Source organism: Streptomyces sp. bgisy159, assembly GCF_965341775.1.
GTDB lineage: Bacteria > Actinomycetota > Actinomycetes > Streptomycetales > Streptomycetaceae > Streptomyces.
Map to the genome: position 1 here is coordinate 1 of NZ_CBDQZH010000048.1, position 24,404 is coordinate 24,404.

The 24,404-nt window shown below is 67.7% G+C and carries 20 protein-coding genes; 9 read left to right on the top strand and 11 right to left on the bottom strand.

Features of this window, described 5'->3' with window-relative positions; genetic code table 11:
• Positions 1–153: 153 nt before the first annotated feature.
• The 3 genes from ACSLTV_RS31050 to thyX all read right to left on the bottom strand — a co-directional run bounded on the left by ACSLTV_RS31050 (position 154) and on the right by thyX (position 3,845).
• Positions 154–1,839, bottom strand: coding sequence for a ribonuclease J (locus tag ACSLTV_RS31050; RefSeq protein ID WP_432139390.1), 1,686 nt, complete (start codon positions 1,837–1,839; stop codon positions 154–156).
• Positions 1,840–1,994: 155 nt separating this feature from the next.
• Positions 1,995–2,894, bottom strand: coding sequence for a 4-hydroxy-tetrahydrodipicolinate synthase (gene dapA / locus ACSLTV_RS31055; RefSeq protein WP_432139389.1), 900 nt, complete (start codon positions 2,892–2,894; stop codon positions 1,995–1,997).
• A gap of 213 nt (positions 2,895–3,107) precedes the next feature.
• Entirely contained in the window at positions 3,108–3,845 is a 738-nt protein-coding gene (gene thyX, locus ACSLTV_RS31060; RefSeq protein WP_432155630.1) for an FAD-dependent thymidylate synthase, read from the bottom strand.
• Positions 3,846–3,983: 138 nt separating this feature from the next.
• Here thyX and ACSLTV_RS31065 point away from each other — a divergent pair, with 138 nt between their 5' ends.
• Together ACSLTV_RS31065 and ACSLTV_RS31070 are read left to right on the top strand one after the other, a co-directional pair.
• Complete coding sequence (locus ACSLTV_RS31065; protein ID WP_432139387.1) at positions 3,984–4,169, top strand: hypothetical protein; 186 nt, start codon at positions 3,984–3,986, stop codon at positions 4,167–4,169.
• Between the two features lie 88 nt (positions 4,170–4,257).
• Positions 4,258–4,812, top strand: coding sequence for a hypothetical protein (locus tag ACSLTV_RS31070; RefSeq protein WP_432139386.1), 555 nt, complete (start codon positions 4,258–4,260; stop codon positions 4,810–4,812).
• A 290-nt stretch (positions 4,813–5,102) separates the two neighbouring features.
• Here ACSLTV_RS31070 and ACSLTV_RS31075 read toward each other — a convergent pair whose 3' ends face one another.
• From ACSLTV_RS31075 to eccD, 6 genes are all read right to left on the bottom strand, one after another.
• A complete protein-coding gene (locus tag ACSLTV_RS31075; RefSeq protein ID WP_432139385.1) occupies positions 5,103–5,555 on the bottom strand; it encodes a hypothetical protein in 453 nt (150 codons plus the stop codon).
• Positions 5,556–5,568: 13 nt separating this feature from the next.
• The gene (gene dapB / locus ACSLTV_RS31080; RefSeq protein ID WP_435613319.1) at positions 5,569–6,321 is read right to left on the bottom strand and encodes a 4-hydroxy-tetrahydrodipicolinate reductase; all 753 of its coding nucleotides are present in this window, start codon (positions 6,319–6,321) and stop codon (positions 5,569–5,571) included.
• 41 nt (positions 6,322–6,362) lie between these two features.
• Complete coding sequence (locus ACSLTV_RS31085) at positions 6,363–7,742, bottom strand: M16 family metallopeptidase (protein WP_432139383.1); 1,380 nt, start codon at positions 7,740–7,742, stop codon at positions 6,363–6,365.
• Positions 7,739–9,961, bottom strand: coding sequence for a polyribonucleotide nucleotidyltransferase (locus ACSLTV_RS31090; protein WP_432139382.1), 2,223 nt, complete (start codon positions 9,959–9,961; stop codon positions 7,739–7,741). The genes ACSLTV_RS31085 and ACSLTV_RS31090 overlap by 4 nt, the downstream gene beginning before the upstream one ends.
• Positions 9,962–10,323: 362 nt before the next feature.
• Positions 10,324–10,611 (bottom strand): 30S ribosomal protein S15, encoded by a 288-nt coding sequence (gene rpsO, locus ACSLTV_RS31095; RefSeq protein ID WP_010042739.1) that lies wholly within the window; start codon positions 10,609–10,611, stop codon positions 10,324–10,326.
• 189 nt (positions 10,612–10,800) lie between these two features.
• On the bottom strand, positions 10,801–12,270 hold the full coding sequence (gene eccD / locus ACSLTV_RS31100; protein ID WP_432155629.1) for a type VII secretion integral membrane protein EccD: 1,470 nt from the start codon (positions 12,268–12,270) through the stop codon (positions 10,801–10,803).
• 164 nt (positions 12,271–12,434) lie between these two features.
• Between eccD and eccCa the strand changes: the two genes are divergently transcribed.
• The 7 genes from eccCa to ACSLTV_RS31135 all read left to right on the top strand — a co-directional run bounded on the left by eccCa (position 12,435) and on the right by ACSLTV_RS31135 (position 23,343).
• Positions 12,435–16,397 (top strand): type VII secretion protein EccCa, encoded by a 3,963-nt coding sequence (eccCa, locus tag ACSLTV_RS31105; RefSeq protein WP_435613320.1) that lies wholly within the window; start codon positions 12,435–12,437, stop codon positions 16,395–16,397.
• Positions 16,398–16,456: 59 nt separating this feature from the next.
• Complete coding sequence (locus ACSLTV_RS31110; RefSeq protein ID WP_432155627.1) at positions 16,457–16,966, top strand: hypothetical protein; 510 nt, start codon at positions 16,457–16,459, stop codon at positions 16,964–16,966.
• Positions 16,966–18,489, top strand: a complete 1,524-nt coding sequence (locus ACSLTV_RS31115; protein ID WP_432155626.1) for a WXG100 family type VII secretion target — start codon at positions 16,966–16,968, stop codon at positions 18,487–18,489. Before ACSLTV_RS31110 ends, ACSLTV_RS31115 begins: the two co-directional genes overlap by 1 nt.
• A gap of 29 nt (positions 18,490–18,518) precedes the next feature.
• Positions 18,519–19,904, top strand: a complete 1,386-nt coding sequence (gene mycP / locus ACSLTV_RS31120) for a type VII secretion-associated serine protease mycosin (protein WP_432155625.1) — start codon at positions 18,519–18,521, stop codon at positions 19,902–19,904.
• 178 nt (positions 19,905–20,082) lie between these two features.
• Positions 20,083–20,391: a hypothetical protein gene (locus tag ACSLTV_RS31125; protein WP_432155624.1), complete on the top strand. Its 309-nt coding sequence runs from the start codon at positions 20,083–20,085 to the stop codon at positions 20,389–20,391.
• A 4-nt stretch (positions 20,392–20,395) separates the two neighbouring features.
• Complete coding sequence (locus ACSLTV_RS31130) at positions 20,396–22,654, top strand: hypothetical protein (RefSeq protein WP_432155623.1); 2,259 nt, start codon at positions 20,396–20,398, stop codon at positions 22,652–22,654.
• 20 nt (positions 22,655–22,674) lie between these two features.
• Positions 22,675–23,343, top strand: a complete 669-nt coding sequence (locus tag ACSLTV_RS31135; RefSeq protein WP_432155622.1) for a hypothetical protein — start codon at positions 22,675–22,677, stop codon at positions 23,341–23,343.
• A gap of 71 nt (positions 23,344–23,414) precedes the next feature.
• Here ACSLTV_RS31135 and ACSLTV_RS31140 read toward each other — a convergent pair whose 3' ends face one another.
• Complete coding sequence (locus ACSLTV_RS31140) at positions 23,415–23,729, bottom strand: WXG100 family type VII secretion target (RefSeq protein ID WP_432155621.1); 315 nt, start codon at positions 23,727–23,729, stop codon at positions 23,415–23,417.
• A 37-nt stretch (positions 23,730–23,766) separates the two neighbouring features.
• Complete coding sequence (locus ACSLTV_RS31145) at positions 23,767–24,099, bottom strand: WXG100 family type VII secretion target (protein WP_432155620.1); 333 nt, start codon at positions 24,097–24,099, stop codon at positions 23,767–23,769.
• Positions 24,100–24,404 lie beyond the last annotated feature (305 nt).

A 24,404-nucleotide genomic window follows, 5' to 3' on the forward strand; every position in this document is an offset into this window, starting at 1 on the left:
CTTCCGACTTTATCAGAACTTCTCAGTCGGTTTTTCCGGCCCTCCGGAGACTCCCCCGGCGCACGAAGCAACCGGGTTCCCCCCTGGGCGGAGCCGTAAACGTACTGGAGCGGGGCGCCCCGATGCAAATCGAGGTGCCCCGCTCCAGACGCGTCAGACTTCGACCACCACCGGGAGGATCATCGGCCTGCGGCGATAGGTGTCGGAGACCCACTTGCCCAGCGTCCGACGGACCAGCTGTTGCAGCTGGTGGGGCTCGACCACGCCGTCCTGAGCCGAGCGCTCCAGCGTCTCCGTGATCTTCGGGATGACGTCCGTGAAGGCGGAGTCCTCGATGCCGGACCCGCGGGCCTGGACGTGCGGGCCGCCGGTGATCTTGCCCGTCGAGGAGTCCATCACCACGAAGACGGAGATGATGCCCTCGTCCCCGAGGATCTTGCGGTCCTTCAGGGCCGGCTCGCCGACGTCGCCGACGGAGAGGCCGTCGACGTAGACGTATCCCGCCTGGACCTTCCCGGAGATCCGCGCCTTGCCCTCGACGAGGTCGACGGCGACGCCGTCCTCCGCGATGACGATCCTGTCGTGCGGAACGCCGGTGAGCGCGCCGAGTTCGGCGTTGGCCCTCAGGTGGCGCCATTCGCCGTGGACCGGCATCAGGTTCCTCGGACGGCAGATGTTGTAGAAGTACAGCAGCTCGCCGGCCGAGGCGTGACCCGATACGTGGACCTTGGCATTGCCCTTGTGGACGACGTTCGCGCCCCAGCGCGTCAGGCCGTTGATCACGCGGTAGACCGCGTTCTCGTTGCCCGGGATCAGCGACGACGCGAGGATCACCGTGTCGCCGTCGACGATGCGGATCTGGTGGTCGCGGTTCGCCATACGGGACAGCGCGGCCATGGGCTCGCCCTGCGAGCCGGTGCAGACCAGCACGACCTCGTCGTCCGGGAGGTCGTCCAGCGTCCTGACGTCGACGACCAGGCCCGGTGGCACCTTCAGATAGCCGAGGTCGCGCGCGATGCCCATGTTGCGGACCATCGAGCGGCCGACGAACGCCACCCGGCGGCCGTACTCGTGCGCCGCGTCCAGGATCTGCTGGATGCGGTGGACATGGCTGGCGAAGCTCGCCACGATGACCCGCTTGCGGGCGCCGGCGAAGACCTGCCGCAGGACGTTGGAGATGTCCCGCTCGTGCGGGGTGAAGCCGGGGACCTCGGCGTTCGTGGAGTCGGAGAGGAGGAGGTCGATGCCTTCCTCGCTCAGCCGCGCGAAGGCGTGGAGGTCGGTCAGCCGGTTGTCCAGCGGCAGCTGGTCCATCTTGAAGTCACCGGTGTGGACGACCATGCCGGCGGGGGTGCGGATGGCAACGGCCAGCGCGTCGGGAATGGAGTGGTTGACCGCGACGAACTCGCAGTCGAAGGGGCCGACGCGCTCGCGCCGCCCCTCGGCCACCTCAAGCGTGTACGGGCGGATGCGGTGCTCCTGGAGCTTGGCCTCGATGAGGGCGAGGGTCAGCTTGGAGCCGATCAGCGGGATGTCCGCCTTCTCGCGGAGCAGGTACGGCACCCCGCCGATGTGGTCCTCGTGGCCGTGGGTGAGGACGATCCCCTCGATGTCGTCGAGGCGGTCCCTGATGGACGAGAAGTCCGGCAGGATCAGATCGATGCCGGGCTGCTCCTCCTCCGGGAAGAGCACGCCGCAGTCGACGATCAGGAGGCGGCCGCCGTACTCGAAGACGGTCATGTTCCGGCCGATCTCGCCGAGACCGCCGAGCGGGGTGACCCGCAGGCCGCCCTCGGGGAGCGGCGGGGGCGAGCCCAGTTCAGGATGCGGATGACTCAAAAGACTCTCCTCACCACGCGCGCCACGTACCGATCGGGCACGTGGCGCGCGTGACGTTCGTGCAGAAGCAGTTGTCGTTGTGGGGTGCGGGCACCGGTGGCCCGCCTATTCAGTTGTGAAGTACAGGTGCGCGCCCGGGCGCGCGAAGTCTGATGTCAGAGCTGTACCCCGCCGGCGGCAAGATCGATCTTGAGCTGGCCGATCTCTTCCGCGGTGCACTCGACCATGGGCGAGCGCAGCGGCCCGGCGGGCAGTCCCTGGAGGGCGAGCGCGGCCTTGGTCGTCATGACGCCCTGGGTACGGAACATGCCCGTGTAGACGGGGAGCAGCTTCTGGTGGATCTCCGTGGCCTTCTGGACGTCACCCGAGACGAAGGCGTCGACGAGCGCGCGCAGGTCGGGCGTGACCACGTGGCCGACGACGGAGACGAAGCCGACCGCGCCCACGGAGAGCAGCGGCAGGTTGAGCATGTCGTCGCCGGAGTACCAGGCGAGACCGGACCGGACGATGGCCCAGCTCGCGCGGCCGAGATCGCCCTTGGCGTCCTTGTTGGCGATGATGCGCGGGTGCTCGGCGAGCCGGACGAGTGTCTCGGTGTTGATGGGGACGCCACTGCGGCCGGGAATGTCGTAGAGCATCACCGGCAGCCCGGTGGCGTCGGCGACGGTCGTGAAGTGGCGGTACAGCCCCTCTTGCGGGGGCTTGTTGTAGTACGGGGTGACGACGAGCAGCCCGTGGGCGCCGACCCGCTCGGCCTCACGGGCCAGCTCGACACTGTGGTGGGTGTCGTTGGTTCCGACGCCCGCCACGATGTGGGCGCGGTCGCCGACCGCCTCCAGTACGGCTCGTACCAGGTCCGTTTTCTCCGCGTCGGTGGTGGTGGGCGACTCGCCGGTGGTGCCGTTGATGATCAGGCCGTCGTTGCCTGCGTCCACCAGATGGGTGGCGAGCCGCTGTGCGCCGTCGAGGTCGAGTGCGCCGTCCGCCGTGAAAGGCGTGACCATGGCGGTGAGGACCCGCCCGAAGGGGGTCTGCGGAGTGGAGGTCGGAGCCATGGTTACACGCTACTCGTTGCTGACCGCGCGGTCTGCCCTCGGGTGGTCGGGAGAAGTCGGGACAAAGGTGGAGCCCGGCACTGCCTGCTCGGGGGTTCAGGCAGTGCCGGGTCCGTTTGATCAGGCTAGATGAACTTCTCTAAATGCCGCAATACGGACACTTCGGGCAGGTGACCCGTACATGTGTGCCGCCGCCCGGTGGACCGGACGCCGTTACGGGGCCACGCGGCCGTTGGCGTTGAAGGCGGCGTAGGTGAGGGGCATCAGACGCGCCCACTCCTCCTCCATCTTCTCGCCGACCATCTCGATCTCCCGCTGCGGGAAGGACGGCACCTTGGCCAGCTCGTGCTGGGTGCGCAGGCCGAGGAAGTGCATCAGGGAACGGGCGTTGCAGGTGGCGTACATGGAGGAGAACAAGCCCACCGGGAGCACCGAGCGGGCGACCTCGCGTGCGACGCCGGCGGCCAGCATCTCGCGGTACGTGCCGTAGGCCCGGCGGTAGGAGTCCTCCATGGCCTCGCGAGCGAGTTTGTGCTGCTCGGGGCTGCCCTCGACGAACCGGTACTTGCCCGGCCGGCCCTCCTGGACCAGCTTGCGGGAGGTGTCGGGGACGTAGAAGACGGGCTGCAGCTCCCGGTAACGCCCCGACTCCTCGTTGTACGACCACCCCACGCGGTGCCGCATGAACTCGCGGAACACGAAGATCGGCGCGCTGATGAAGAAGGTCATGGAGTTGTGCTCGAACGGGCTGCCGTGCCGGTCCCGCATCAGGTAGTTGATGAGCCCCTTCGAGCGCTCCGGGTCCTTCTGCAGCTCGTCCAGGGACTGCTCCCCGAGCGTGGACACACGGGCGGCGAACAGGACGTCCGAGTCGGCCGCGCTGTGCTTCACCAGCTCCACCGTCACATCGCTGCGGAAATCGAGCTGGAAGTCGTCTTCATCGGGGATCACGGTGCAGGGGGCCTTTCCCGTCTCGCGGCTGGGGATCGCCACTTTACCCAGCTGGGGCGGGCACCTTTGCGCCGGTTCGTTCGTCTTACAGGTGGCAATGTCCGGCTCTGTCCTCGATCGAAGGGAGCTGCACCACAGATGTTCCAGAGCAATGTCACGCCGCCACCGCGTGAGCGGGCGTCCGCCGGCCGGATAGCCGGGCGCTGGCTGCTGGGTCTCACGATCGTGGCCGCCCTGGTGGGATCGCTGGTCCTCGGCATGCCGGCGCTGACGCTCGACCACTCCGCCGAGACCCCGCAGTCGCAGGCGACCCAGGGACGTTGACGCCATCCGGCCCCGATGGTGGTGAGCAGGCATCCGGACGGATAGCCTCACCGGTCACAGCCCACGCATGATCGAGTGAGGACCAGCCGTGCCCCTGCCCTTCCTGACGGCCGATCGCACCGCCGAGGCCACGGACGACGTCGCACTGCCCTACGAGGACCAGGACCGCTGGCGGCGCCCCTACCGGCCGGGGCCGTGGCGGGTGGGGGCCGCCGCGGTGTGCCTACTGCTCGCCTCGTTCGTGCTGTTCGCGGCGGTCGTCATCGCGTTGACCGGCACGGTGGCCGACGCCGGCACGGTCCTCGTACTCTCCCTGGCGGTCATCGCCGGCGCGCTGCGGCTGCTGCGGGTCGGTGTGTGGGTGAGCGCGCGCGGGCTGCGCCACGTGGCGTTCCTCGTGACGCGGACGGTGCCGTGGGACCAGGTCGTCGACGTGCGGACGGTACAGCAGCCGGTGCGCTGGCTGGGGCTTCCGCGGACCGTGCAGGGACAGGCGTTGACCCTCGTTCGGCGGGGGCGTGCTCCGAAGGACACGGCCCCGCTGCTGACCACGCACAACGCCGACTTCCTGGCCCGGCCGGAGGCGTTCGACCGGGCGGCGGACACCGTCGAGGCGTGGGCCGCGGAGCAGAGGCGGGGCTGAGTCGCTCGGCGCTGCCGGTCGCGGTGTCGCACTGGTCAGCGGCTTGCGTGCTCGTCGGCTCACGCCGACCTCGGCTCACGTGGTCTCGTCGACGCGTGGGGTCCTGTCGACGCGTGGGTCCTGTCGACGCGTGGGGTCCTGTCGGAGTACGGGGTCCGGGAGGTGTGAAGGGGCCGGTCCGCAGTGATGGCGGGACGGCCCCTTCGGGGTGCGGCTCGGGATCGGGCGTGCGGCTCGGGATCGCGGCAGGGGCGAGTCCGACGCGGCGCGGCCGGGGTGCGGTGCGGCGGTCAGGCTTCGACGGTTCTGCCGTCGTGCAGGGCAATCGCGCGCTGCATCGCTTTGCGGGCGCGTGGGGTGTCGCGGGCGTCGTGGTAGGCGACGGCGAGGCGGAACCAGGTGCGCCAGTCGTCCGGGGAGGCCTCCGTCTCGGCCTTGCGCCGGGCGAAGACCTCGTCGGCGGAGTCGCGGTCGATACGGCCGCTGGGCAGCCGCTTGAGTTCGTCGGTGGGCAGACCGCCCTCGGCGTCGAGTTCGGCGGCGAGGGCGTTGGCCCGGCGGACGAACTGCGTGTTCTTCCACAGGAACCACAGGCCGATGACCGGCAGGACCAGTACCGCCACGCCGAACGTGACGGTGATGATCGTGCCGGCCTGTATGAGCATGACGCCGCGGCTGCCGACCAGGACGAAGTAGAACACCAGGACGGCGGCCGTGATGACGTAGGAGATCTTCGCGCGCATCTGAGGCTCCGGATCAGCTCAGGTCCAGGAAGTGCTCCAGGCCGATGGTGAGACCCGGGGTCGTCACCACCCGGCGGGCGCCCAGCAGGATGCCCGGCATGAAGCTGCTGTGGTGGAGGGAGTCGTGCCGGATGGTGAGCGTCTCCCCCTCGCCGCCGAGCAGGACCTCCTGGTGGGCCAGCAGGCCCCGCAGCCGGACCGCGTGCACCGGGACGCCGTCGACGCTGGCGCCCCGCGCGCCGTCCAGGGCCGTGGCCGTGGCGTCGGGCGCGGGGGCGGTCCCGGCGGCGCGGCGGGCCTCGGCGATGAGCTGCGCGGTGCGGGTGGCGGTGCCCGACGGGGCGTCCACCTTGTTCGGGTGGTGCAGCTCCACGACCTCGACCGACTCGAAGTACGGCGCGGCGATCTGCGCGAACTTCATCGTGAGGACGGCCCCGATGGAGAAGTTGGGCGCGATGAGCACGCCGGTCTCCGGGGATTCGGCCAGCCACCCCTTGAGCCGCGCGAGGCGCTCGTCCGTCCAGCCCGTCGTACCGACCACGGCGTGGATGCCGTGGCGGACGCAGTAGTCGAGGTTGTCCATCACCGAGGCGGGCGTGGTCAGCTCCACGGCCACCTGCGCACCGGATCCGGACAGCGTCTCCAGCGTGTCGCCGCGGCCGAGAGCGGCGACCAGCTCCATGTCCTCGGCGGCCTCGACCGCCCGTACGGCCTCGGAGCCGATCCGGCCCTTGGCGCCGAGGACCGCCACGCGCAGCTTGCTCATCTTCCTGCTTCCTTCGAGAGGGACTTACGCGGCCTGGAGGGTCAGGCCACGGCGTCGTGCAGACGCGCGGCCTGCTTGTCCTTCAGCGGTCCGATGACGGACAGCGAGGGACGCCTGCCCAGGATCTCGCGGGCGACCGAACGGACGTCGTCCGGGGTGACCGCCGCTATCCGGGCCAGCATGTCGTCCACCGACATCTGCTCGCCCCAGCACAGCTCGCTCTTGCCGATGCGGTTCATGAGGGCGCCCGTGTCCTCCAGACCGAGCACGGTGGAGCCCTTGAGCTGACCGATGGCGCGGTCGATCTCGTCGTCGGACAGCCCCTGCCGGGCGACCTGGTCGAGTTCGTCGCGGCAGATCTTCAGCACATCGTGGACCTGGCTCGGGCGGCAGCCGGCGTAGACGCCGAACAGGCCGCAGTCGGCGAAGCCCGAGGTGTACGAGTACACGCTGTAGGCCAGGCCGCGCTTCTCGCGGACCTCCTGGAACAGGCGGGAGGACATGCCGCCGCCCAGGGCGGTGTTGAGCACGCCCAGTGCCCAGCGGCGCTCGTCGGTGCGGGACAGGCCGGGCATGCCGAGGACGACGTGTGCCTGCTCGGTCTTGCGGCCGATCAGCTCGACCCGGCCCGCGGTGCGCAGGGCGCGGCTGCCGTGGCGCGGGGCGATGGGCACGGCGTCGGTGTTCGTCAGGGCGCCCGCCTTCTCGAAGGCGGCGCGCACCTGCCGTACGACCTTGCCGTGATCGATGTTGCCGGCGGCCGCCACGACCAGGTGGGTGGGGTCGTAGTGCTTCTTGTAGAAGCGGCGGATGCGGTCGGCGGTGAGCGCGTTGACTGTGTCGACGGTCCCCAGGACCGGGCGGCCCAGGGCGTTGTCGCCGAACATCGTGTGCGCGAAGAGGTCGTGCACGCAGTCGCCGGGGTCGTCCTCGGTCATCGCGATCTCTTCGAGAATCGCGCCGCGCTCGACGTCGACGTCCTCCTCGCGGATCAGGGACCCGGTCAGCATGTCGCAGACGACGTCGATGGCGAGCGGCAGGTCGGTGTCGAGCACACGCGCGTAGTAGCACGTGTACTCCTTGGCCGTGAACGCGTTCATCTCGCCGCCGACCGCGTCGATCGCGGAGGAGATGTCCAGGGCGCTCCGCTTCCGGGTGCCCTTGAAGAGCAGGTGCTCCAGGTAGTGGGTGGCGCCGTTCAGGGACGGGGTCTCGTCGCGGGAGCCGACGTGCGCCCAGATGCCGAAGGTGGCGGAGCGCACGGAGGGCAGGGTCTCGGTGACGATGCGCAGACCGCCCGGGAGGGTGGTCTTGCGGACGGTGCCGATGCCCGCGGAGCCCGGGATGAGGGTTTGGGTACGGGCGACGGCCCGCGCCTCGGAGGAGGTGCGGGCCGTCGCCTTGGAGCTACGGGACGTCACTTGTCGGCGTCGTCCTTCTTGTCGGCGGTGTCGGCTTCCTCGCCCTCGATCACCGGGATGAGGGAGAGCTTGCCACGGGAGTCGATCTCGGCGATCTCGACCTGGACCTTCTGGCCCACGCCGAGGACGTCCTCGACGTTCTCCACGCGCTTGCCGCCGGCCAGCTTGCGGATCTGCGAGATGTGCAGCAGACCGTCCTTGCCGGGGAGCAGGGAGACGAAGGCGCCGAAGGTGGTCGTCTTCACGACCGTGCCCAGGTAACGCTCGCCGACCTCGGGCATCGTCGGGTTGGCGATGCCGTTGATCGTGGCGCGGGCGGCCTCTGCGGCCGGGCCGTCGGCGGCACCGATGTAGATGGTGCCGTCGTCCTCGATGGTGATCTCGGCGCCGGTGTCCTCCTGGATCTGGTTGATCATCTTGCCCTTGGGGCCGATGACCTCACCGATCTTGTCGACCGGGATCTTCACGGTGATGATCCGCGGCGCGTTCGGGGACATCTCGTCGGGCCGGTCGATGGCCTCCATCATCACGTCGAGGATGTGGAGACGGGCGTCGCGGGCCTGCTTGAGCGCGGCGGCCAGGACGGAGGCCGGGATGCCGTCCAGCTTGGTGTCGAGCTGGAGGGCGGTCACAAACTCCTTGGTGCCGGCGACCTTGAAGTCCATGTCGCCGAAGGCGTCCTCCGCACCGAGGATGTCGGTGAGGGTGACGTAGTGCGTCTCGCCCTCGATCTCCTGGGAGATCAGGCCCATGGCGATACCGGCGACCGGGGCCTTCAGCGGCACACCGGCGTTCAGCAGCGACATGGTGGAGGCGCAGACCGAGCCCATGGACGTGGAGCCGTTGGAGCTGAGCGCCTCGGAGACCTGGCGGATCGCGTACGGGAACTCCTCGCGCGTCGGCAGGACCGGTACCAGGGCACGCTCGGCGAGGGCGCCGTGGCCGATCTCGCGGCGCTTCGGGGAGCCGACACGGCCGGTCTCGCCGGTGGAGTACGGCGGGAAGTTGTAGTTGTGCATGTAGCGCTTGCGGGTCACCGGGGAGAGGGTGTCCAGCTGCTGCTCCATGCGGAGCATGTTGAGGGTGGTGACGCCCAGGATCTGGGTCTCGCCACGCTCGAACACGGCGGAGCCGTGGACCCGCGGGATGGCCTCGACCTCGGCGGCGAGGGTGCGGATGTCCGTCAGCCCGCGGCCGTCGATGCGCTTCTTCTCCTTGATCACGCGCTCGCGGACCAGCTGCTTGGTGAGCGAGCGGTACGCGGCGGAGATCTCCTTCTCGCGGCCCTCGAACTCCGGCAGGAGCTTCTCGGCGGCGAGCGCCTTGACGCGGTCCAGTTCGGCCTCGCGCTCCTGCTTGCCGGCGATGGTGAGCGCCTGGGCGAGCTCGGGCTTGACGGCGGCGGTCAGTGCCTCCAGCACGTCGTCCTGGTAGTCCAGGAAGATCGGGAACTCGGCGGTCGGCTTGGCGGCCTTCGCGGCGAGGTCGGCCTGCGCCTTGCACAGGACCTTGATGAAGGGCTTCGCGGCGTCCAGACCGGCGGCGACGACCTCCTCGGTCGGCGCCTCGGCGCCGCCCTCGACCAGCTTGATGGTCTTCTCGGTCGCCTCGGCCTCGACCATCATGATCGCGACGTCGCCGTCCTCCAGGGCGCGGCCCGCGACGACCATGTCGAAGACGGCGTCCTCGAGCTCGGTGTGCGTGGGGAAGGCCACCCACTGGCCGCGGATCAGCGCGACGCGGACGCCGCCGATCGGGCCGGAGAAGGGCAGACCGGCCAGCTGCGTGGACGCGGAGGCGGCGTTGATCGCCACAACGTCGTACAGGTGGTCGGGGTTGAGCGCCATGATCGTGGCGACGACCTGGATCTCGTTGCGCAGGCCCTTCTTGAAGGACGGGCGCAGCGGGCGGTCGATGAGGCGGCAGGTGAGGATGGCGTCCTCGGACGGCCGGCCCTCGCGGCGGAAGAAGCTGCCGGGGATCTTGCCGGCGGCGTACATCCGCTCCTCGACGTCCACCGTCAGGGGGAAGAAGTCGAGCTGGTCCTTGGGCTGCTTGGAGGCGGTGGTGGCCGACAGCACCATGGTGTCGTCGTCCAGGTACGCCACGGCGGAGCCGGCGGCCTGCTTGGCCAGGCGGCCCGTCTCGAAGCGGATGGTGCGGGTACCGAAGGCGCCGTTGTCGATGACGGCCTCGGCGTAGTGGGTCTCGTTCTCCACTAGCGTTTTCTCCGTTACTTGTCTGCGTGTCGTCTTTTGTCCCGCGGCTGCCCGTGTGGCAGGGGGACGGTCACGGAGAAGCGCTCCTTCTGGTGCGGGCCGGTCTTCGATCGAAGCACCCGGGGCTTCCTTCCCCCCGGGGGCCACTACCGAGGACCGGCGGCGGCGAGGCGCGCTTCTCCTCTTCTTTGTGGTGCTGTGTCGTCCGTATTGCGTGTGCGTTGTGCTACCACACTACAAAGCGTGAGTGACACTCCGCATGTTTCCGTGCGTTCGGTCCGTACATGGAGCACGTCAGGTCCGTACGTACAGCAAAGGGAGCGGCTCCCGATGGTTCCGGGAACCGCTCCCTCCAGGGCGTCTTACTTGGCGCCCGCCGCACCGCGGCGGATGCCGAGGCGGTCCACCAGCGCACGGAAGCGCTGGATGTCCTTCTTCGCCAGGTACTGCAGCAGGCGACGGCGCTGACCGACCAGGATCAGCAGGCCACGACGGCTGTGGTGGTCGTGCTTGTGGGTCTTGAGGTGCTCGGTCAGGTCGGAGATCCGACGCGACAGGAGGGCGACCTGGACCTCGGGGGAGCCGGTGTCACCCTCCTTGGTACCGAACTCGGACATGATCTGCTTCTTCGTAGCGGCGTCGAGCGACACGCGTACTCCTCATGGTCTGTGTGTGGCCACCGAGTGCCCCCGGTCTGCTTCTCGGGGGAGCTTCCATGACTCGGAAGGCGGGGATCCGCTGAGCGCGGCCTCCAGTGCTTCGGGGCTCCGGGGGTGCGTACACGAACGGCCGTCACACAGGGTACCAGGCTGGAGGGATACGTCTGTCCGTGGCCGGACTCACCCCGTCAGGGAGCGAACGGTGGTGAGGACGCCCACAGCCGCGAGGCAGAGCGGCACCAGTGTGAGGAGAACGGTGGCTTCCGCCAGGTCGAGGAAACGGCCCCAGAAGGGGGACAGACCCTTGCGCGGGACGATCAGGCCGATCGCGACGATCACCGCGGCGCCGGTCGCGCTCGCCGCCGTCAGCCAGGTCGTCCGCAGGTCCAGCGCACCCCGGTCGCCGTGCAGGACGAACTCCGTCAGGGCCTCGGTCGGCGGGTTCAACGCGAGCCCGACGACCAGGAGCGCCACGGCTGCGATGCCCGCGACGAGGGCACAGGTGACCTGCGACGTGTAGCGGAACAGCCGGGCGCGGATCAGCATGGACAGCCCGGCCGCCAGAGCGAGGAAGCGGCCCCACAGGTTGTCCGAGAAGCCGAGCACAGCGGCGGAGGCCACGACGACTGCCGACGCGCCGCCGACCAGGCCCAGCAGCATCTCGTGGCCACGCCGCGCCTGGGCCGCGACACGCTCGGCGTCGAGCGGCTCCGCGTCCGGACCCTGCGCGGGGTCCAGGTCGAAATCGCCTTGGCCGGCCGAGTGCGGGGAGGCGTAGCCGATCGGCAGCCGCGCGAAGCGCGCGGACATACCGGGGAGAAAGGCGACCAGGCCGATCGAGCACGGAGCGCAGACCGCGGCGGTGGCGGTCGCCGAGGCGCCGGCGACGATGGCCATGAAGGTGGCCAGGGAGCCGACCGCGGCCAGCAGGGTGGCGGCGACGAACGGAGCGTCCGAACCGGGTGCGAGCGCCACGAGGGTGACCGAGGCGACCAGGACGGTCGCGCAGCCCAGCATGAACTGCAGCTTGCCCGGGCCCTGACCGTCCCCCGGCGCGACGATCCCTGAGCCGGCGATCATCAGCAGTGGCAGCGCCCCGAGCCCCAGGGCGACGGCAGAGGCACGGTCGGCGTAGACACGCGCGCGTACCCCGGAGAAGGCGGTCAGCAGCAGACCGAGCCCTCCGGCGATGACACCGGGCAGAGCGTGCATATCGTGCCGGACTGGATCAGCGAACCAGAGGACGAAGGCGGTCAGCAGCAGGAGGAGGGCGCCGCCGATCAGTCCCGCGACGCGCAGAAGCTCGTCGCTCCACAGGTGCCGGTCGCGGACGACGGCCGAGGCGACGGCGTCCGAAACGTCGTCGTAGACCGCGGGCGGCAGTGACTCGGCGAACGGCCGCAGGCCGAGCACCTCACCGTCGAGGACCTGTTCGTCGGCGAGGGTGCGTGCGCCATCGAGAACCCGGCCGTCCCTGCGCACCAGGTGGTATCCCGTGGGGGTCCCGGCGGCCTGAGTCTGTCCCGTCAGCCGCAGAATCTCCGGATAGACGTCAGCCACGGGGATGTCCACCGGGAGTGCCACGTCGACGCGGCCGTCAGGCGCCACGACGGTCACTCGGCAGAATCCGGTAGCCGCGGTCGTACTCACCTTCACTGACCCCCTGATTCGCGGATGCGCACGCTGCGGTGCGCAACCCTACCCACATCCGCTGTCGGAGGCGGCAAGTAGGATTCCCTCACAGCGGAGGACGACCGTCACCACGGGGGTGCCGGTGTGCAACCGATCGTCCGTATAGGGGGATTGAGGCTCCGGTGAGCCAGATCGTCATCAAGCGCCCGCCGCGTTCCCTGCCGCCCGAAGTGCCCTCGGAAGAGCTGCAACTGGAAGCTCCGCCCGAACTGCCGCGCGGGCAGCAGGAAGGCATGCTGATGCAGGTCCTGCCGACACTCGGCATGGGCTCGTCGGTGGTGTTCTACTTCGCGTCCCCGAACGCGCACCCCTTCATGCGGATCATGGGCGTCGTCATGCTCATGTCGACGGCCGCGATGGTGGTGTCGCAGATCGTCCGCTACCGCCGGGGTACGCAAGGGCAAATGGCCGACGTACGCCGGGACTACCTGCGCTACCTCGCCCAGACACGCCGCACCGTACGCAAGACCGCTCTGCGTCAGCGCGACGCCCAGTTCTACCTGCACCCGGCCCCGGAGCAGTTGTGGGCTGTCGTCGCAGAGGGCGGCCGGGTCTGGGAGCGCCGAGTGGCGGACGCCGACTTCGGCCAGGTGCGCATCGGTCTGGGCCCTCAGCAGTTGGCCACCCCCCTGATCGCCCCGCACACAGCCCCCGTGGACGAGTTGGAGCCGCTGTGCGCCGGGGCCATGCAGCGGTTCCTGGCCGTGCACGGACAGTTGGACGGCCTGCCGGTGGCGGTGTCGTTGCGCGCCTTCTACCATCTGACGGTCTCCGGGGAGCCCGAGAGCGCTCATGCCACGGCCCGCGCACTGGTCGCCCAAGCCACCACCTCGCACTCCCCCGACGACCTGGTGGTGGTCGTCGTGACGGCCCCGGGCGGGGTGAGCCGCTGGGACTGGACGAAGTGGCTCCCGCACTGCCAGATTCCGGGCCAGCTCGACGGATGCGGCACCCGACGCCTGTTCGGGGACGACCTCGGCGAACTGGAGCAACTGCTCGCCTCCCGGCTGGACGGCCGTCCGCGCTTCAGTCGTGACGGCCAGCCCCTGCTGGACCAGCCGCACATCCTGGTGGTCCTCGACGGTGGCATGGTGCCGCCCACATCGGCCTTCGCCGCGGCGGAGGGGCTCCAAGGAGTGACGATCATCGAGGTCGTCTCCGGCGAGCTCGACCAGCCGCGCGGAGACCTGTCGATCGTCGTACGACCGGAACGGCTGTGGCTCGACTCCGGCGACGGGTTCGTCTACGAGGGGATGCCCGACGCCATGTCCCTGCCGGCCGCCGAGGCGCTCGCGCGGCAGCTGGCACCGCTGCGCACGGGCGGTGGGGACGACGACGAGCCCTTGCTGGCGAACCTGGACTTCACCGACCTGCTGGGCTTGGGTGACGCCGCGTCGGTGGACGTCACGCGCACGTGGCGGCCCCGCTCCACGCCGGAGCGGCTGCGGGTGCCGATCGGTCTCGGTGAGGACGGGCAGCCCGTCATGCTGGACCTGAAGGAGGCCGCGCAGGACGGTATGGGCCCGCACGGCCTGTGTGTGGGAGCGACCGGGTCCGGAAAGTCGGAGCTCCTGCGGACGCTGGTCCTGGGCCTTGCGGTCACCCACTCCTCGGAGACGCTCAACTTCGTGCTCGCCGACTTCAAGGGTGGCGCCACCTTCGCGGGCATGTCACAGATGCCGCACGTGGCCGCCGTGATCACCAACCTGTCGGACGATCTCACCCTGGTCGACCGCATGGGTGACGCGATCCGCGGGGAGCTGCAGCGCCGCCAGGAACTGCTGCGTTCGGCCGGTAACTACGCCAACATCCACGACTACGAGAAGGCACGGGCGGCCGGCGCCGCGTTGGAGCCGCTTGCCTCGCTCGTCCTCGTGATCGACGAGTTCAGCGAACTCCTCACCGCCAAGCCCGACTTCATCGACATGTTCATCCAGATCGGACGCATCGGGCGTTCCCTGGGAGTCCATCTGCTGCTCGCCTCGCAGCGTCTGGAAGAGGGGCGGCTGCGGGGCCTGGACACCTATCTGTCGTACCGCATCGGTCTGCGGACGTTCTCCGCCGCCGAGTCCCGGGCGGCGCTGGGCGTACCGGACGCCTATCACCTGCCGTCCGTGCCCGGCTCGGGGTACCTGAAGTTCGGCACAGACGAGATGGTGCGCTTCAAGGCGGCCTACGTGTCGGGAACGTATCGCGCGGGCGGTCCGGACAGCGGTCAGAGCCGGATGTCCATCGAGTACCGGCCCGCCTTGTTCACGGCGGCGCCGGTACCCGCGGTCCACGCGGTGCCGGACCCGGCGCAGGCCCAGACGTCCGGACAGCGACCGGACGACGACGCACTGGCGGATACGGTGCTGGACGTCATCGTGCAGCGGCTGGAGGGCCAAGGCATGCCCGCCCACCAGGTGTGGCTGCCTCCGCTGGATCAGGCGCCGGCATTGGACCAGTTGCTGCCGGCCCTGTCGGTCTCCGCGGAGCGTGGTGTGCAGGCCTCGGAGTACACACGCCTCGGTGGCCTGACGGTTCCACTGGGGCTGGTCGACAAGCCCTTCGAACAGAAACGGGAACTGCTGTACCAGGACTTCTCGGCCGCAGCCGGTCACATGATGGTGGTGGGCGGTCCGCAATCCGGCAAATCGACACTGCTGCGCACCCTCGTCGCGTCCTTCGCCCTCACCCATACGCCACACGAAGTGCAGTTCTACTGCCTGGACTTCGGCGGCGGCGGTCTCACGGCCGTCGCTGACCTTCCCCATGTGGGCGGTGTGGCGTCGCGGCTGGATCCCGAACGCGTCCGGCGCACGGTCGCGGAGGTCGCAGGCATCCTCAACCGACGTGAGCAGTTCTTCCGCAGCAACGGAATCGACTCCATCGCCACCTACCGCCGCCGTCGCGCGGCGGGCGAGTTGCCCGGGGAAGCCTGGGGAGATGTGTTCCTGGTCATCGACGGCTGGGGCAACTTCCGCACCGACTACGAGGGCTTGGACTCAGTCGTCAACGACATCGCGGGCCGTGGTCTGGGCTACGGCATCCATGTCGTGCTGTCCGCGTCGCGGTACATGGAGGTGCGGGCGGCGCTCAAGGACCAGATCCTCGGCCGTCTGGAACTGCGGCTCGGTGACGCCATGGATTCCGAATTCGACCGCAAGGTCGCCGCGAACGTCCCGGCGGGGGTGCCCGGCCGCGGTCAGGTACCCGACAAGCTCCACTTCATGACGGCGTTGCCGCGTATCGACGCCTCCTCGGCGGCCGATGACCTCTCGGACGCCACGGCTCAGCTCGTCGATGCCGTGAAGGGCAACTGGCACGGCCCGGCGGCGCCGACCGTGCGGCTCCTCCCGCGGAAGCTGCCGGCCGACCAGTTGCCCAAGGGCTTCGAGTTCCCGCAGCACGGCATCGCGATCGGCATCGACGAGTCGAACCTGGAACCCGTGTTCGTGGACTTCGACACGGACCCGTTCTTCCTGGTCTTCGGCGAGAGCGAGTCCGGCAAGACCAATCTGTTGCGGCTGATCGCGAAACAGATCGCGGAGCGCTACACCCCGGCCGAGGCCCGCATCGTGGTCGGCGACTACCGGCGCACGATGCTGGAGGCCGTCTCCGAGGAACACCTGCTGGAGTACGCGCCCATGGCCTCGGCCATGCAGGTCCATATGGACGCGATCCGACAGTTCATGGAGATGCGCGCCCCGAAACCCGACATCACTCCGCAGCAGCTTCGCGATCGCAGTTGGTGGAGCGGCCCGCAACTGTTCGTCATCGTCGACGACTACGAACTGGTCGCCACCAACTCCGGCAACCCACTGTCGCAGTTGGTGGAGAACCTGCCGTTCGCGCGTGACGTGGGTGTCAAGTTCATCATCGCCCGCAGCGCCGCCGGGGCCTCCCGTGCCATGTACGAGTCGTTCATGCAGCGAGTGAAGGAGCTCGGCGCCCAGGGCGTGGTCCTGTCCGGCGATCCGACCGAGGGGGACATCCTCGGTAACGTCCGAGCCCGTCCCATGCCGCCCGGCCGCGGTGTCTTCGTCTCGCGCAAGCGAGGGACGCCCCTTATCCAGGTGGGCTTGCTTCCGCAACGCCACTAAGGTGATGGATCTGGTCGTGAAGAGACCGCTTCGACGGGGACAACGGGAGGACGACCGAGGTGACTGCGAACGGGGGCAACGTTGCGGGCGACGGCGTACCGGACACGGGGAAGGCGTTCGACACGCTGGCCGGCGTGAACCCGCAGATGGCGCTGAACATCCAGCACAGCTCACTGACGAGCTTCAAGAAGCGCGTCGACGAGTTGCTCATCGAACTCGACAGGTCGGAAGCGGCGCCCGGCAAGGTGGGTCAGGACCGTCTGCCGCGCGTCGAATTGGGCTCGTCCGACTTCAAGGAAGCCCAGTTCCTCTACGACTCGTACACCATCGTCCACGACGAGTTGGAGAACCTTTCCAAGGCCCTCGGCGCCCAGATCGAAGCCATGGGACTGGCGGTGCACGCGTCACGAGTGGGCTACGAGAACCTCGACGCGGACCTTCGAGCGCGGATGAAGCAGATCAACGCCGAGGCGGAGAAGTACTACGTCGTCGACCGCGATCCGTACGCCCAACCGCAGCGCACGTCGACGGCACCCACGCCCGCCCAGAACAGCGAGGAGGGGCTGTAATGGCTGACGCGGCCAAGCGGCCCGAGCCGAAGCTCGCTCGCACCGACTTCGAGTCGATGACCCATGAGCAGCTCGTGGCGATTCTGGCGTCCGCGAGTTCGGAAGGCGCCTCGCACCTCGCCGGCAAGCTAACGAAGGCGGCCGCGACCATCACCAGCATCGGCGACGACCTCATGACCCACGTCAAGGGTCTCGAGTGGCAGGGTGAGGACGGGGACACCTTCCGCGAGTGGGGCGGTCAGACCAGCAGCTCGGCCCTGCGCCTCGGCCAGTACGCCGAAGCCGCGGGGCGGTGGATGGAGACCGTGTCGCAGGCGGTCGCCGAAGCCAAGGCCGCCATGCCCGCCCGCTCGGAGACCACCCAGGCCCAGGCCGACCTCGCGGCAGCCAACTCGACGATCTCCGCGTCCAAGGAACCCGGGGCGCGCAACGACCCCGAGGCGCGAAAGCTCGCGCAAACGGCGGAGTCCCAGGCTGCGGCGGCCCAACAGCGAATCGAGGCCGCTCGGGCTGAGGCTGTCCAGCAGATGCGCAAGCTGGCTCAGACGTACGAATACTCGGCACAGCAGGTGAACAGCGTGACGCCGCCCACGTTCTCACCACCGTCGGCGCACATGGACAGCAAGCAGTGGCACAGCGATAACGAGTACGTAGCCGTCGGGGCCACGGGCGCTTCGGGCGCTGCTGCCGGCTCGTCCTATTCGGCCAGTGGTAGCAGCGGTGGAACACATGCCGCCCCCGTTCAACCGGTCTCCCCCGCAACTGGCAGCCACGTGACACCCGTTGCGGGGAGCGAACACATCGATCGGTCCCGGCCCGCGGCCGTGGAAATCAACAGCACGGGGATCCTGCCGGACGTATCGCGCCCGGTCACCACTGCGCTCCCGGGCCCGCAGCCCGGTGTCCCTCGTCCCGACGCGTCCACGCTTCAGCCAGGTGTCGTCCCGCCCGCCTACACCGGACAGGTCACGGGCGTCCCTCCGCGTGCTCCCTCCACCCCGCGTCCTCCTGCCGGCCTGGGGCAGAGCACTACGAGCGGAGGCACGGCCCGGATGTCGCGCGAGACCGGCATCATGGGGGGCCGCCCGATCTCTCCGACTTCCGGTCGGCCGGGCAGCATTCCCCGCGGGACCGTCATCGGTGACAGCGGGTCGCCCGGCCGCGCACCCATGGGACGCGGCTTCGCCCCAGGCACGCCGGGCAGCGCGGGTGCAGGACAGAGCGGAGTGACCGGTGGCCGCCGTCTCGCCTCGGAGACCGGTCGTGTCGTGGGCGGCCGCCCAGCCCAGCCGGGACGCTTGCCACGTCCTTTCACCCAAGGCGGGTCAGGCCTGGTACGACCGGCCGGTGCCGCCGATGCCACGCATGGCGCGACAACTGGTCGACCCACCGGAACCCACCCCGCCCGCTCGTCCACCGCCCGACGGGACGAGCGAGACACCCGGCGCCCGGACTACCTCACCGAAGAGGAAGAGACCTGGACGCCCAACAACCGGCGTAACGTCCCGCCAGTCGTCGGCTGAACCCGGCGCCCGTCCCTCCTGGAAGGCATATGCGTACCAGCAGCCTGCGAACCTTCAGGCACATCTCGGCGATGTCGACCGCTCTCGGCCTTCTGCTGGTGGGCTTGTCCGCTCCTGCTGCCCACGCCGAGTCGGTTCGCTCGCGTCAGTGGCACCTCGATGCCATGCACGCCGAGGAGATGTGGAAGGTAAGCACCGGGCGCGGGATCACGGTCGCGGTCATCGATACCGGAGTGGATGACTCCCTCGCCGACCTCGAAGGCCAGGTGCTGGCGGGCAAGGACTACTCCGACCTGAGCGGCGATGAGCACACCGACCCTGACGGACACGGCACCGGGATCGCCGCGCTCATCGCCGCCACAGGGAAGCGAGGATCCCTCAACGGCTCGTACGGCCTTGCGCCGGGGGCCAAGATCCTTCCCATCCGGCTGGAGCCCAGCGGCAACCTGTTCGGCAACTCGCAGTCGACGGCGGCCTATGCGGCGGAGATGAGTTCCGCGATCCGTTTCGCAGCGGACTCCGAGGCCCAGATCATCAACATCTCCGGAGGCACCTTCAAGGAGGAGGCCGACACCCCGGCCCTCGCCTCCGCCGTCAGATACGCCCTCGGCAAGGGAAAGCTGATCTTCGCGGCTGCCGGGAACGAAGGCGACAGAGCGAACCGGCCGGGCTATCCCGCGTCGGTGCCCGGGGTGGTCGCGGTGGGCTCGATCAACGAGAAGGTGAGGCGAAGCGCCTTCTCGGAGCATGGCCCCGAGATCGACGTCACCGCGCCCGGTGAAGACATGTATCACGCGTGTCCCGGTGGGACCGGAGTGTGCAAGTCCAGTGGTACCAGTGACGCCACGGCCATCGCCTCGGCATCCGCGGCCCTGGTCTGGTCCAAGCACCCGACCTGGACGAACAACCAGGTCCTCCGCGTGCTGCTCAACACCATGAAGGGGAACGAGCAGAGCAGGACGCGCAACGATGACTTCGGCTACGGCATCGTCCGGCCTCGAGTCGCCTTGCAGAACCCGGGCGATCCCGGTCCGGCGGATGAGTACCCCCTGCCGGATCTGGCCGCGGCGTCCTCTTCCTCTCCGTCCGCCAAGGCGTCATCGCCTGCGGGTGACGACGGCGAGGCTGATCGGAAGGCAGCGACGCGGGCGCCCGCTTCAGCAGCGGACGACACCCCTGTGCCGCTGTGGACTTCACTCGGTATCGCGGCGGTTGTGCTCCTCGGGGCCGCTTCGGCCATCTTCGCCGTCCGTACCAGGCGCCGACGCGCCACACAGCAGCCGACAGGTGCACCGTACCCACCCATGTACGCGCCCCAGGGCTCCCCGCAGCAGTCTCCGCCCTTCGGTCCGCCCCAGGGCGATGTCACTGGCACATCCTCCGAGGGGACTCCTGGTCCGGGCCGGCACGCCTGAACCGGTGAGCACATCGATCAGATCAGTCGTCCGATGACGGCGAGAAGGGACCAATGTGTCGTTCGACGAGATGTGGGGCCAAGCCCGGAGTAGTGCCGCGGCTCGTCAGCACAGCAGCATGCGGCTCAATCAGTTGCCCGCCGACGGAGGCGGGGGAGTCGCCGGCCAGGACTACGCCGTGACGTCTTCCGAGCTCAAGGCCGTCGGGAATGACGCCCAAGAGCTCTTCCACCACCTCGAGACGGACGCCTTCCACGCCGGTGCCCAGACCGACACCGCGGCCAACCAGCTCAACGAGGACGGCTTCGCCACGGGTTCGGCCCTGTGGACGGCCTGGGACACCTGGCGCTCTCAGGCAGAGGCACTGCTCAGCGCCTGCGCGCACATCCACAACCACCTCGAGGACACGGTCGTCACGCACACCAAGCACGAAGAGCTTCTTGCCACCAACCACACCCTCAAGCAGCTCACGCAGCACTTCAAGTGAGGCAATGACCATGGTGACCTTTGATCAGCTGTACCACGCACGCCTGGGCAGCCTCCAGAATTCCGTCGATGACTGGACCGAGACCATCACGAAACTGACGACGCTCGAGACGAGCGCGCAGGACGGCATGCTCAAGAAGGCCGAGAAAGCCGACTGGGCGGGTGAGAACGCCGGGGTGACACTTCCATTCGTGAAGAAGACCGCCAAGGAGTTCACAGACGCCGTCAAAGAGGCGACGAGTATCCGAAACATTTTGCGGGATGCACTGGCCGAGTTCAAATTTGCGAAAGCGGCCCTTACTAAGGTAGTCGAAGATGCACCCGGCAAGGGAATCAGGATTGACTCGAACGGAGCAGTCAGCTATCTGGTGCACCCCGATCGCCGGAGCAAGGACTACGACGGCCCGGAGCCCCAGGCAGCCGATTTCGAGAAGGTCCGTGCTGATATTTTGGCTTGTCTGGACAGGGCTAATGACGCGGACGACATAGCCGCCCGTGCACTGGGTACGCTCGTCGGCACCGACAAGAACAACTTCTCCGGCACCGAGTACGGCTCTCTCGAGCAGGCCGGAAGAGCCCAGGACGCCGAGGACGCCAAGGCAGCGGCGCAGATCGTGGCGAAGGGGGATGATGCCACTGTTCAGGAGATCGATCGCCTGAACAAGTACCTTCAGGACAATGACGGCGACCCGTATTTCGCCGAACGTTTTGCTTTGGAAGTGGGAGTCAAGGGGAACTTCGACTACTGGATGGACCTCGGCGATCCCAGTGATGGATCACGCCTGGCCATCGACAATCCAGAGCGCATGAAGGAGCTTCAGAAGAACTGGAGCATGACGTTGGCCACCGCCACACATTCCACCAGCCCCGCCATGGAGCAATGGAAGGCCGATGTCATCAAGTCCGGCACCACTGTGATTCAGAGTCACGGAACTTCAGCCTATGGTTTCCAGGTCATGAGCAGCCTCATGCGATACGGAAATTACGACACGAAGTTCCTCCACGACTACGGCGATGCCGTGGTTGTGGGCGAGAACAAGCTGACTCGCGACGGAGCCATCAAACCCAATCAGGCATGGGCAGTCGGCATGGGCGCCCCGCCACACCTGAGCTGGGACGGCAAAGGTCTTGGCAAGGACCCGATGTCGGGCTTCATGGAGGCACTCGGTCACAACGCGCGAGCTTCGACCGATTTTTTCAACAGTAAAATCGACCTGACGCCAGAGAATCACAACGACAACAAGACGGTCGATGCCTTCAAGTATTTCACGAAGGACCGCCAGTGGCCTGAGGACATTCACGATGGAGGTACCGACAGCAACTATGGGTACGAAAGTCTCGGGCATGCCCTGGAATCGGCCGCCACTGGCCATGCCTACGACGACCCGTCGCCTCAGCTCTCTCGCAACGACGACACCGCAAAGGTCATGGAGAAGGTGGTGGAGACGTATAGCGACCCTGCATTGTTGAAAAAACAGGAAGCCTTGTCCGGCAGCCTCGGGCGCATGGCGGCGGGCTACGTGGACGACATCAACTGGGCGCTCAATGAGAACGCGCCTGACAGTATGTTCGCCCCGAGGGCGGGAGAGCACGGTCATGTCGAGATCGGCATGGATGGCGCCCGGAAGTTCCTGAGTTCCCTTGGCCAGCACCCAGACGCCTACACCGAGGTTGCATACGCCGAGAGGCTCTACACGACCAGCGCGATGGAGGCACAGGTCGATACCAACGGTAATATTCACGAACCTCGTGTGCGAGAGGCGCTGCGTACCGGTGCCGAGGTTCAAGGAATGCTTGATCAGGCACGGGCGGACCAGGTTAAGGCAGAAGGCCTAAAGCGCGACGAGGAGTATAACAAGGCACTTGAAGAGCGTTCAGGCTGGGTGCAATTCGGAGCTGGCGTGGGCATCGCCGCTGGTGCTGCGTTCCTGCCTCCGGTGGCCGCAGCAGGCGTGGCAGGAACACTCATTCCACTCGCTACAGACCAGGGCACGGCACTCATCGGTAAGCTCGTCGGTGACGGCATCGGGGACTGGGCCCAGTCCGACCAAAAGGACAGCGGCGACGACATCCAGAAACAGCGGGCCAAGATTTTCCAGGTTGGCGAGTTCAACGCCGGATATCCTTTGAAGCATTTCCTGGCGGAGCATAATATCACCGCCGATGAGAGCAACTTCGCCCAGTCGCTGGAGACAGATCTGAACGCCGGCTACGGCAAGGGAACTGATCGGGAACAGCAGCAGGGCGTCACCCCGCAGACGTGAAGCAAGTGAGGGCCTGACAGATGGTTATCCGTGGACGTGCGGCCTCGCTGGCGCTGAGCCTGCTCCTGTGCGCAGGAGTGACCGCATGCCAGTCTTCCGACGACAACACCCAGGCGGCGCCCTCCACCGAAACAGTGGACGGCAACTGCGCCGGAGCTCTCGACGAGAATGCCGTCGCTGCTGCGGCAGCCCTGATCGACGCGACAAGGGTGCGCACGTCGACGGCTTCCGGCGGAATGACGGGCGCGGCCAAAGCGCTGGTGTCCGAGTATCGGAAGAATGGTATTTCCGAAGGCAGCAAAATCGGAGTCTGCTGGATCTACCGATCCAGTAAGGACCTGAGCGACATCACTGTTTCTTTCTCTTTCGCGACGCAAATTCCGGACGCCAAGAAAACAGCTTCGGTCTTCACTCCGTACAAAATGGGTGCACTTGCATTGGCCGGGAACCAGTCCGCGGCCCTCTACATGAGGTGCACAAGCAGCGAGTTCGATCCGGACGGCAGCAAAGAATCATTCCTCATCAGAGGCGAGACACGGAATCGATACGAGCCGGACGGCAACGATGTTGCCGTTCAGAAGCGGAATCTTACCGTCGCACATTCCGTAAGTTTTGCTATGGCCAAGGCGCTGCGGTGCGAGAACAACGCTGGCCTTTCAGGAGCATTCGAAATGCCAAGCAAGGCATGAAGGGCCGAGGGGGAGGTGGCGATCTTTCGCCACCTCCCCCTCGGCATCTCACGCTGCTGCAGCCGGACGCGTCAGCCCATCAGCATGCGGAATCGCGCCGCGTTGCCCTTGTCCATGTCGCTGTAGCCGACGACCGAGTCGTCGAGGAGCCGGGCGATGCGGGCCAGCTTCTGGCACATCTGGTCCATCTCGCTGCTGCTGCTGCGCTGGATCTCGGTGTAGGCGGTCTTCGCCTCGCCCTCCCAGGTCTCGGCCACTGCCTTGACGCGGCGCATGAGGGTTTCGAGCTGCTCGGAGAGGTTCTTCGCCGTCGCGCGGACGTCGTTGGCGGCCTGCGTGACGGTGTCGTAGTTGACGGCTGTGCGATCGGCGTTGTTGACACTCATGATGCGTTCTTCCCCTTGGTGGAATGCGGCGCTGGGCTCAGGCGAGATCCGTGATGCGGCTGGTGACCTGGTAGGAGTTGTCCACCTTGCGAATGTCGGCGATGCGTTCCTGCTCCTGGTCGGTGAAGCCGCCGACGCTCGCACGCATCGCCTCCTCCAGGTCGACGAGGTCGTCCTGGAGCTTCTTGAGGTTCTGGTTCACTCCCTGCTGGACCGTGTCGAACTCCTTGCCCGCCGCGCCCTGCCACCCGGCCTGGATCATGTCCACCACGCGGTTGAGTGAGGCGACCCGGTCGCTCACCTCGTGGTGAAACGAACGGATGTCGTTGGCGAGCCCTGTCAGGGACTCCGCACTGAGGTCAATACTCATATTCCTCTTGCCCTCCTGTTGAGGCTGTGGTGACCTTCACCACCGCGACGGGTCCGCCTGGTTGATGTCCAAGCTCTCCTGGCGGGCAAGTTCTGCTCCGACTCCTCGCGCTAGGCGCAGTCGCAGCGTCGCGCCGCCCCCGTGCCGTATCACTCACGTGACACCGGAAGCCACTCTAGTCACTTGGCATGACGCTTCCAACTGCAAAGCCGGACAAGCGCATTGTGCAAGTACCGAGTCGGGCCCTACCCGGGGCAGTACTGTGACCAAGGAACGTTCGTACGTCGTGAAAGGACCGCCCGACG

Excerpts from the sequence above, each read along its gene's own strand:
- dapA (WP_432139389.1), bottom strand. The coding sequence starts at position 2,894 with ATGGCTCCGACCTCCACTCCGCAGACCCCCTTCGGGCGGGTCCTCACC.
- ACSLTV_RS31065 (WP_432139387.1), top strand. The coding sequence starts at position 3,984 with ATGTTCCAGAGCAATGTCACGCCGCCACCGCGTGAGCGGGCGTCCGCC.
- ACSLTV_RS31075 (WP_432139385.1), bottom strand. The coding sequence starts at position 5,555 with ATGCGCGCGAAGATCTCCTACGTCATCACGGCCGCCGTCCTGGTGTTC.
- dapB (WP_435613319.1), bottom strand. The coding sequence starts at position 6,321 with ATGAGCAAGCTGCGCGTGGCGGTCCTCGGCGCCAAGGGCCGGATCGGC.
- ACSLTV_RS31115 (WP_432155626.1), top strand. The coding sequence starts at position 16,966 with ATGGCTGACGCGGCCAAGCGGCCCGAGCCGAAGCTCGCTCGCACCGAC.
- mycP (WP_432155625.1), top strand. The coding sequence starts at position 18,519 with ATGCGTACCAGCAGCCTGCGAACCTTCAGGCACATCTCGGCGATGTCG.
- ACSLTV_RS31130 (WP_432155623.1), top strand. The coding sequence starts at position 20,396 with ATGACCATGGTGACCTTTGATCAGCTGTACCACGCACGCCTGGGCAGC.
- ACSLTV_RS31135 (WP_432155622.1), top strand. The coding sequence starts at position 22,675 with ATGGTTATCCGTGGACGTGCGGCCTCGCTGGCGCTGAGCCTGCTCCTG.
- ACSLTV_RS31140 (WP_432155621.1), bottom strand. The coding sequence starts at position 23,729 with ATGAGTGTCAACAACGCCGATCGCACAGCCGTCAACTACGACACCGTC.
- ACSLTV_RS31145 (WP_432155620.1), bottom strand. The coding sequence starts at position 24,099 with ATGAGTATTGACCTCAGTGCGGAGTCCCTGACAGGGCTCGCCAACGAC.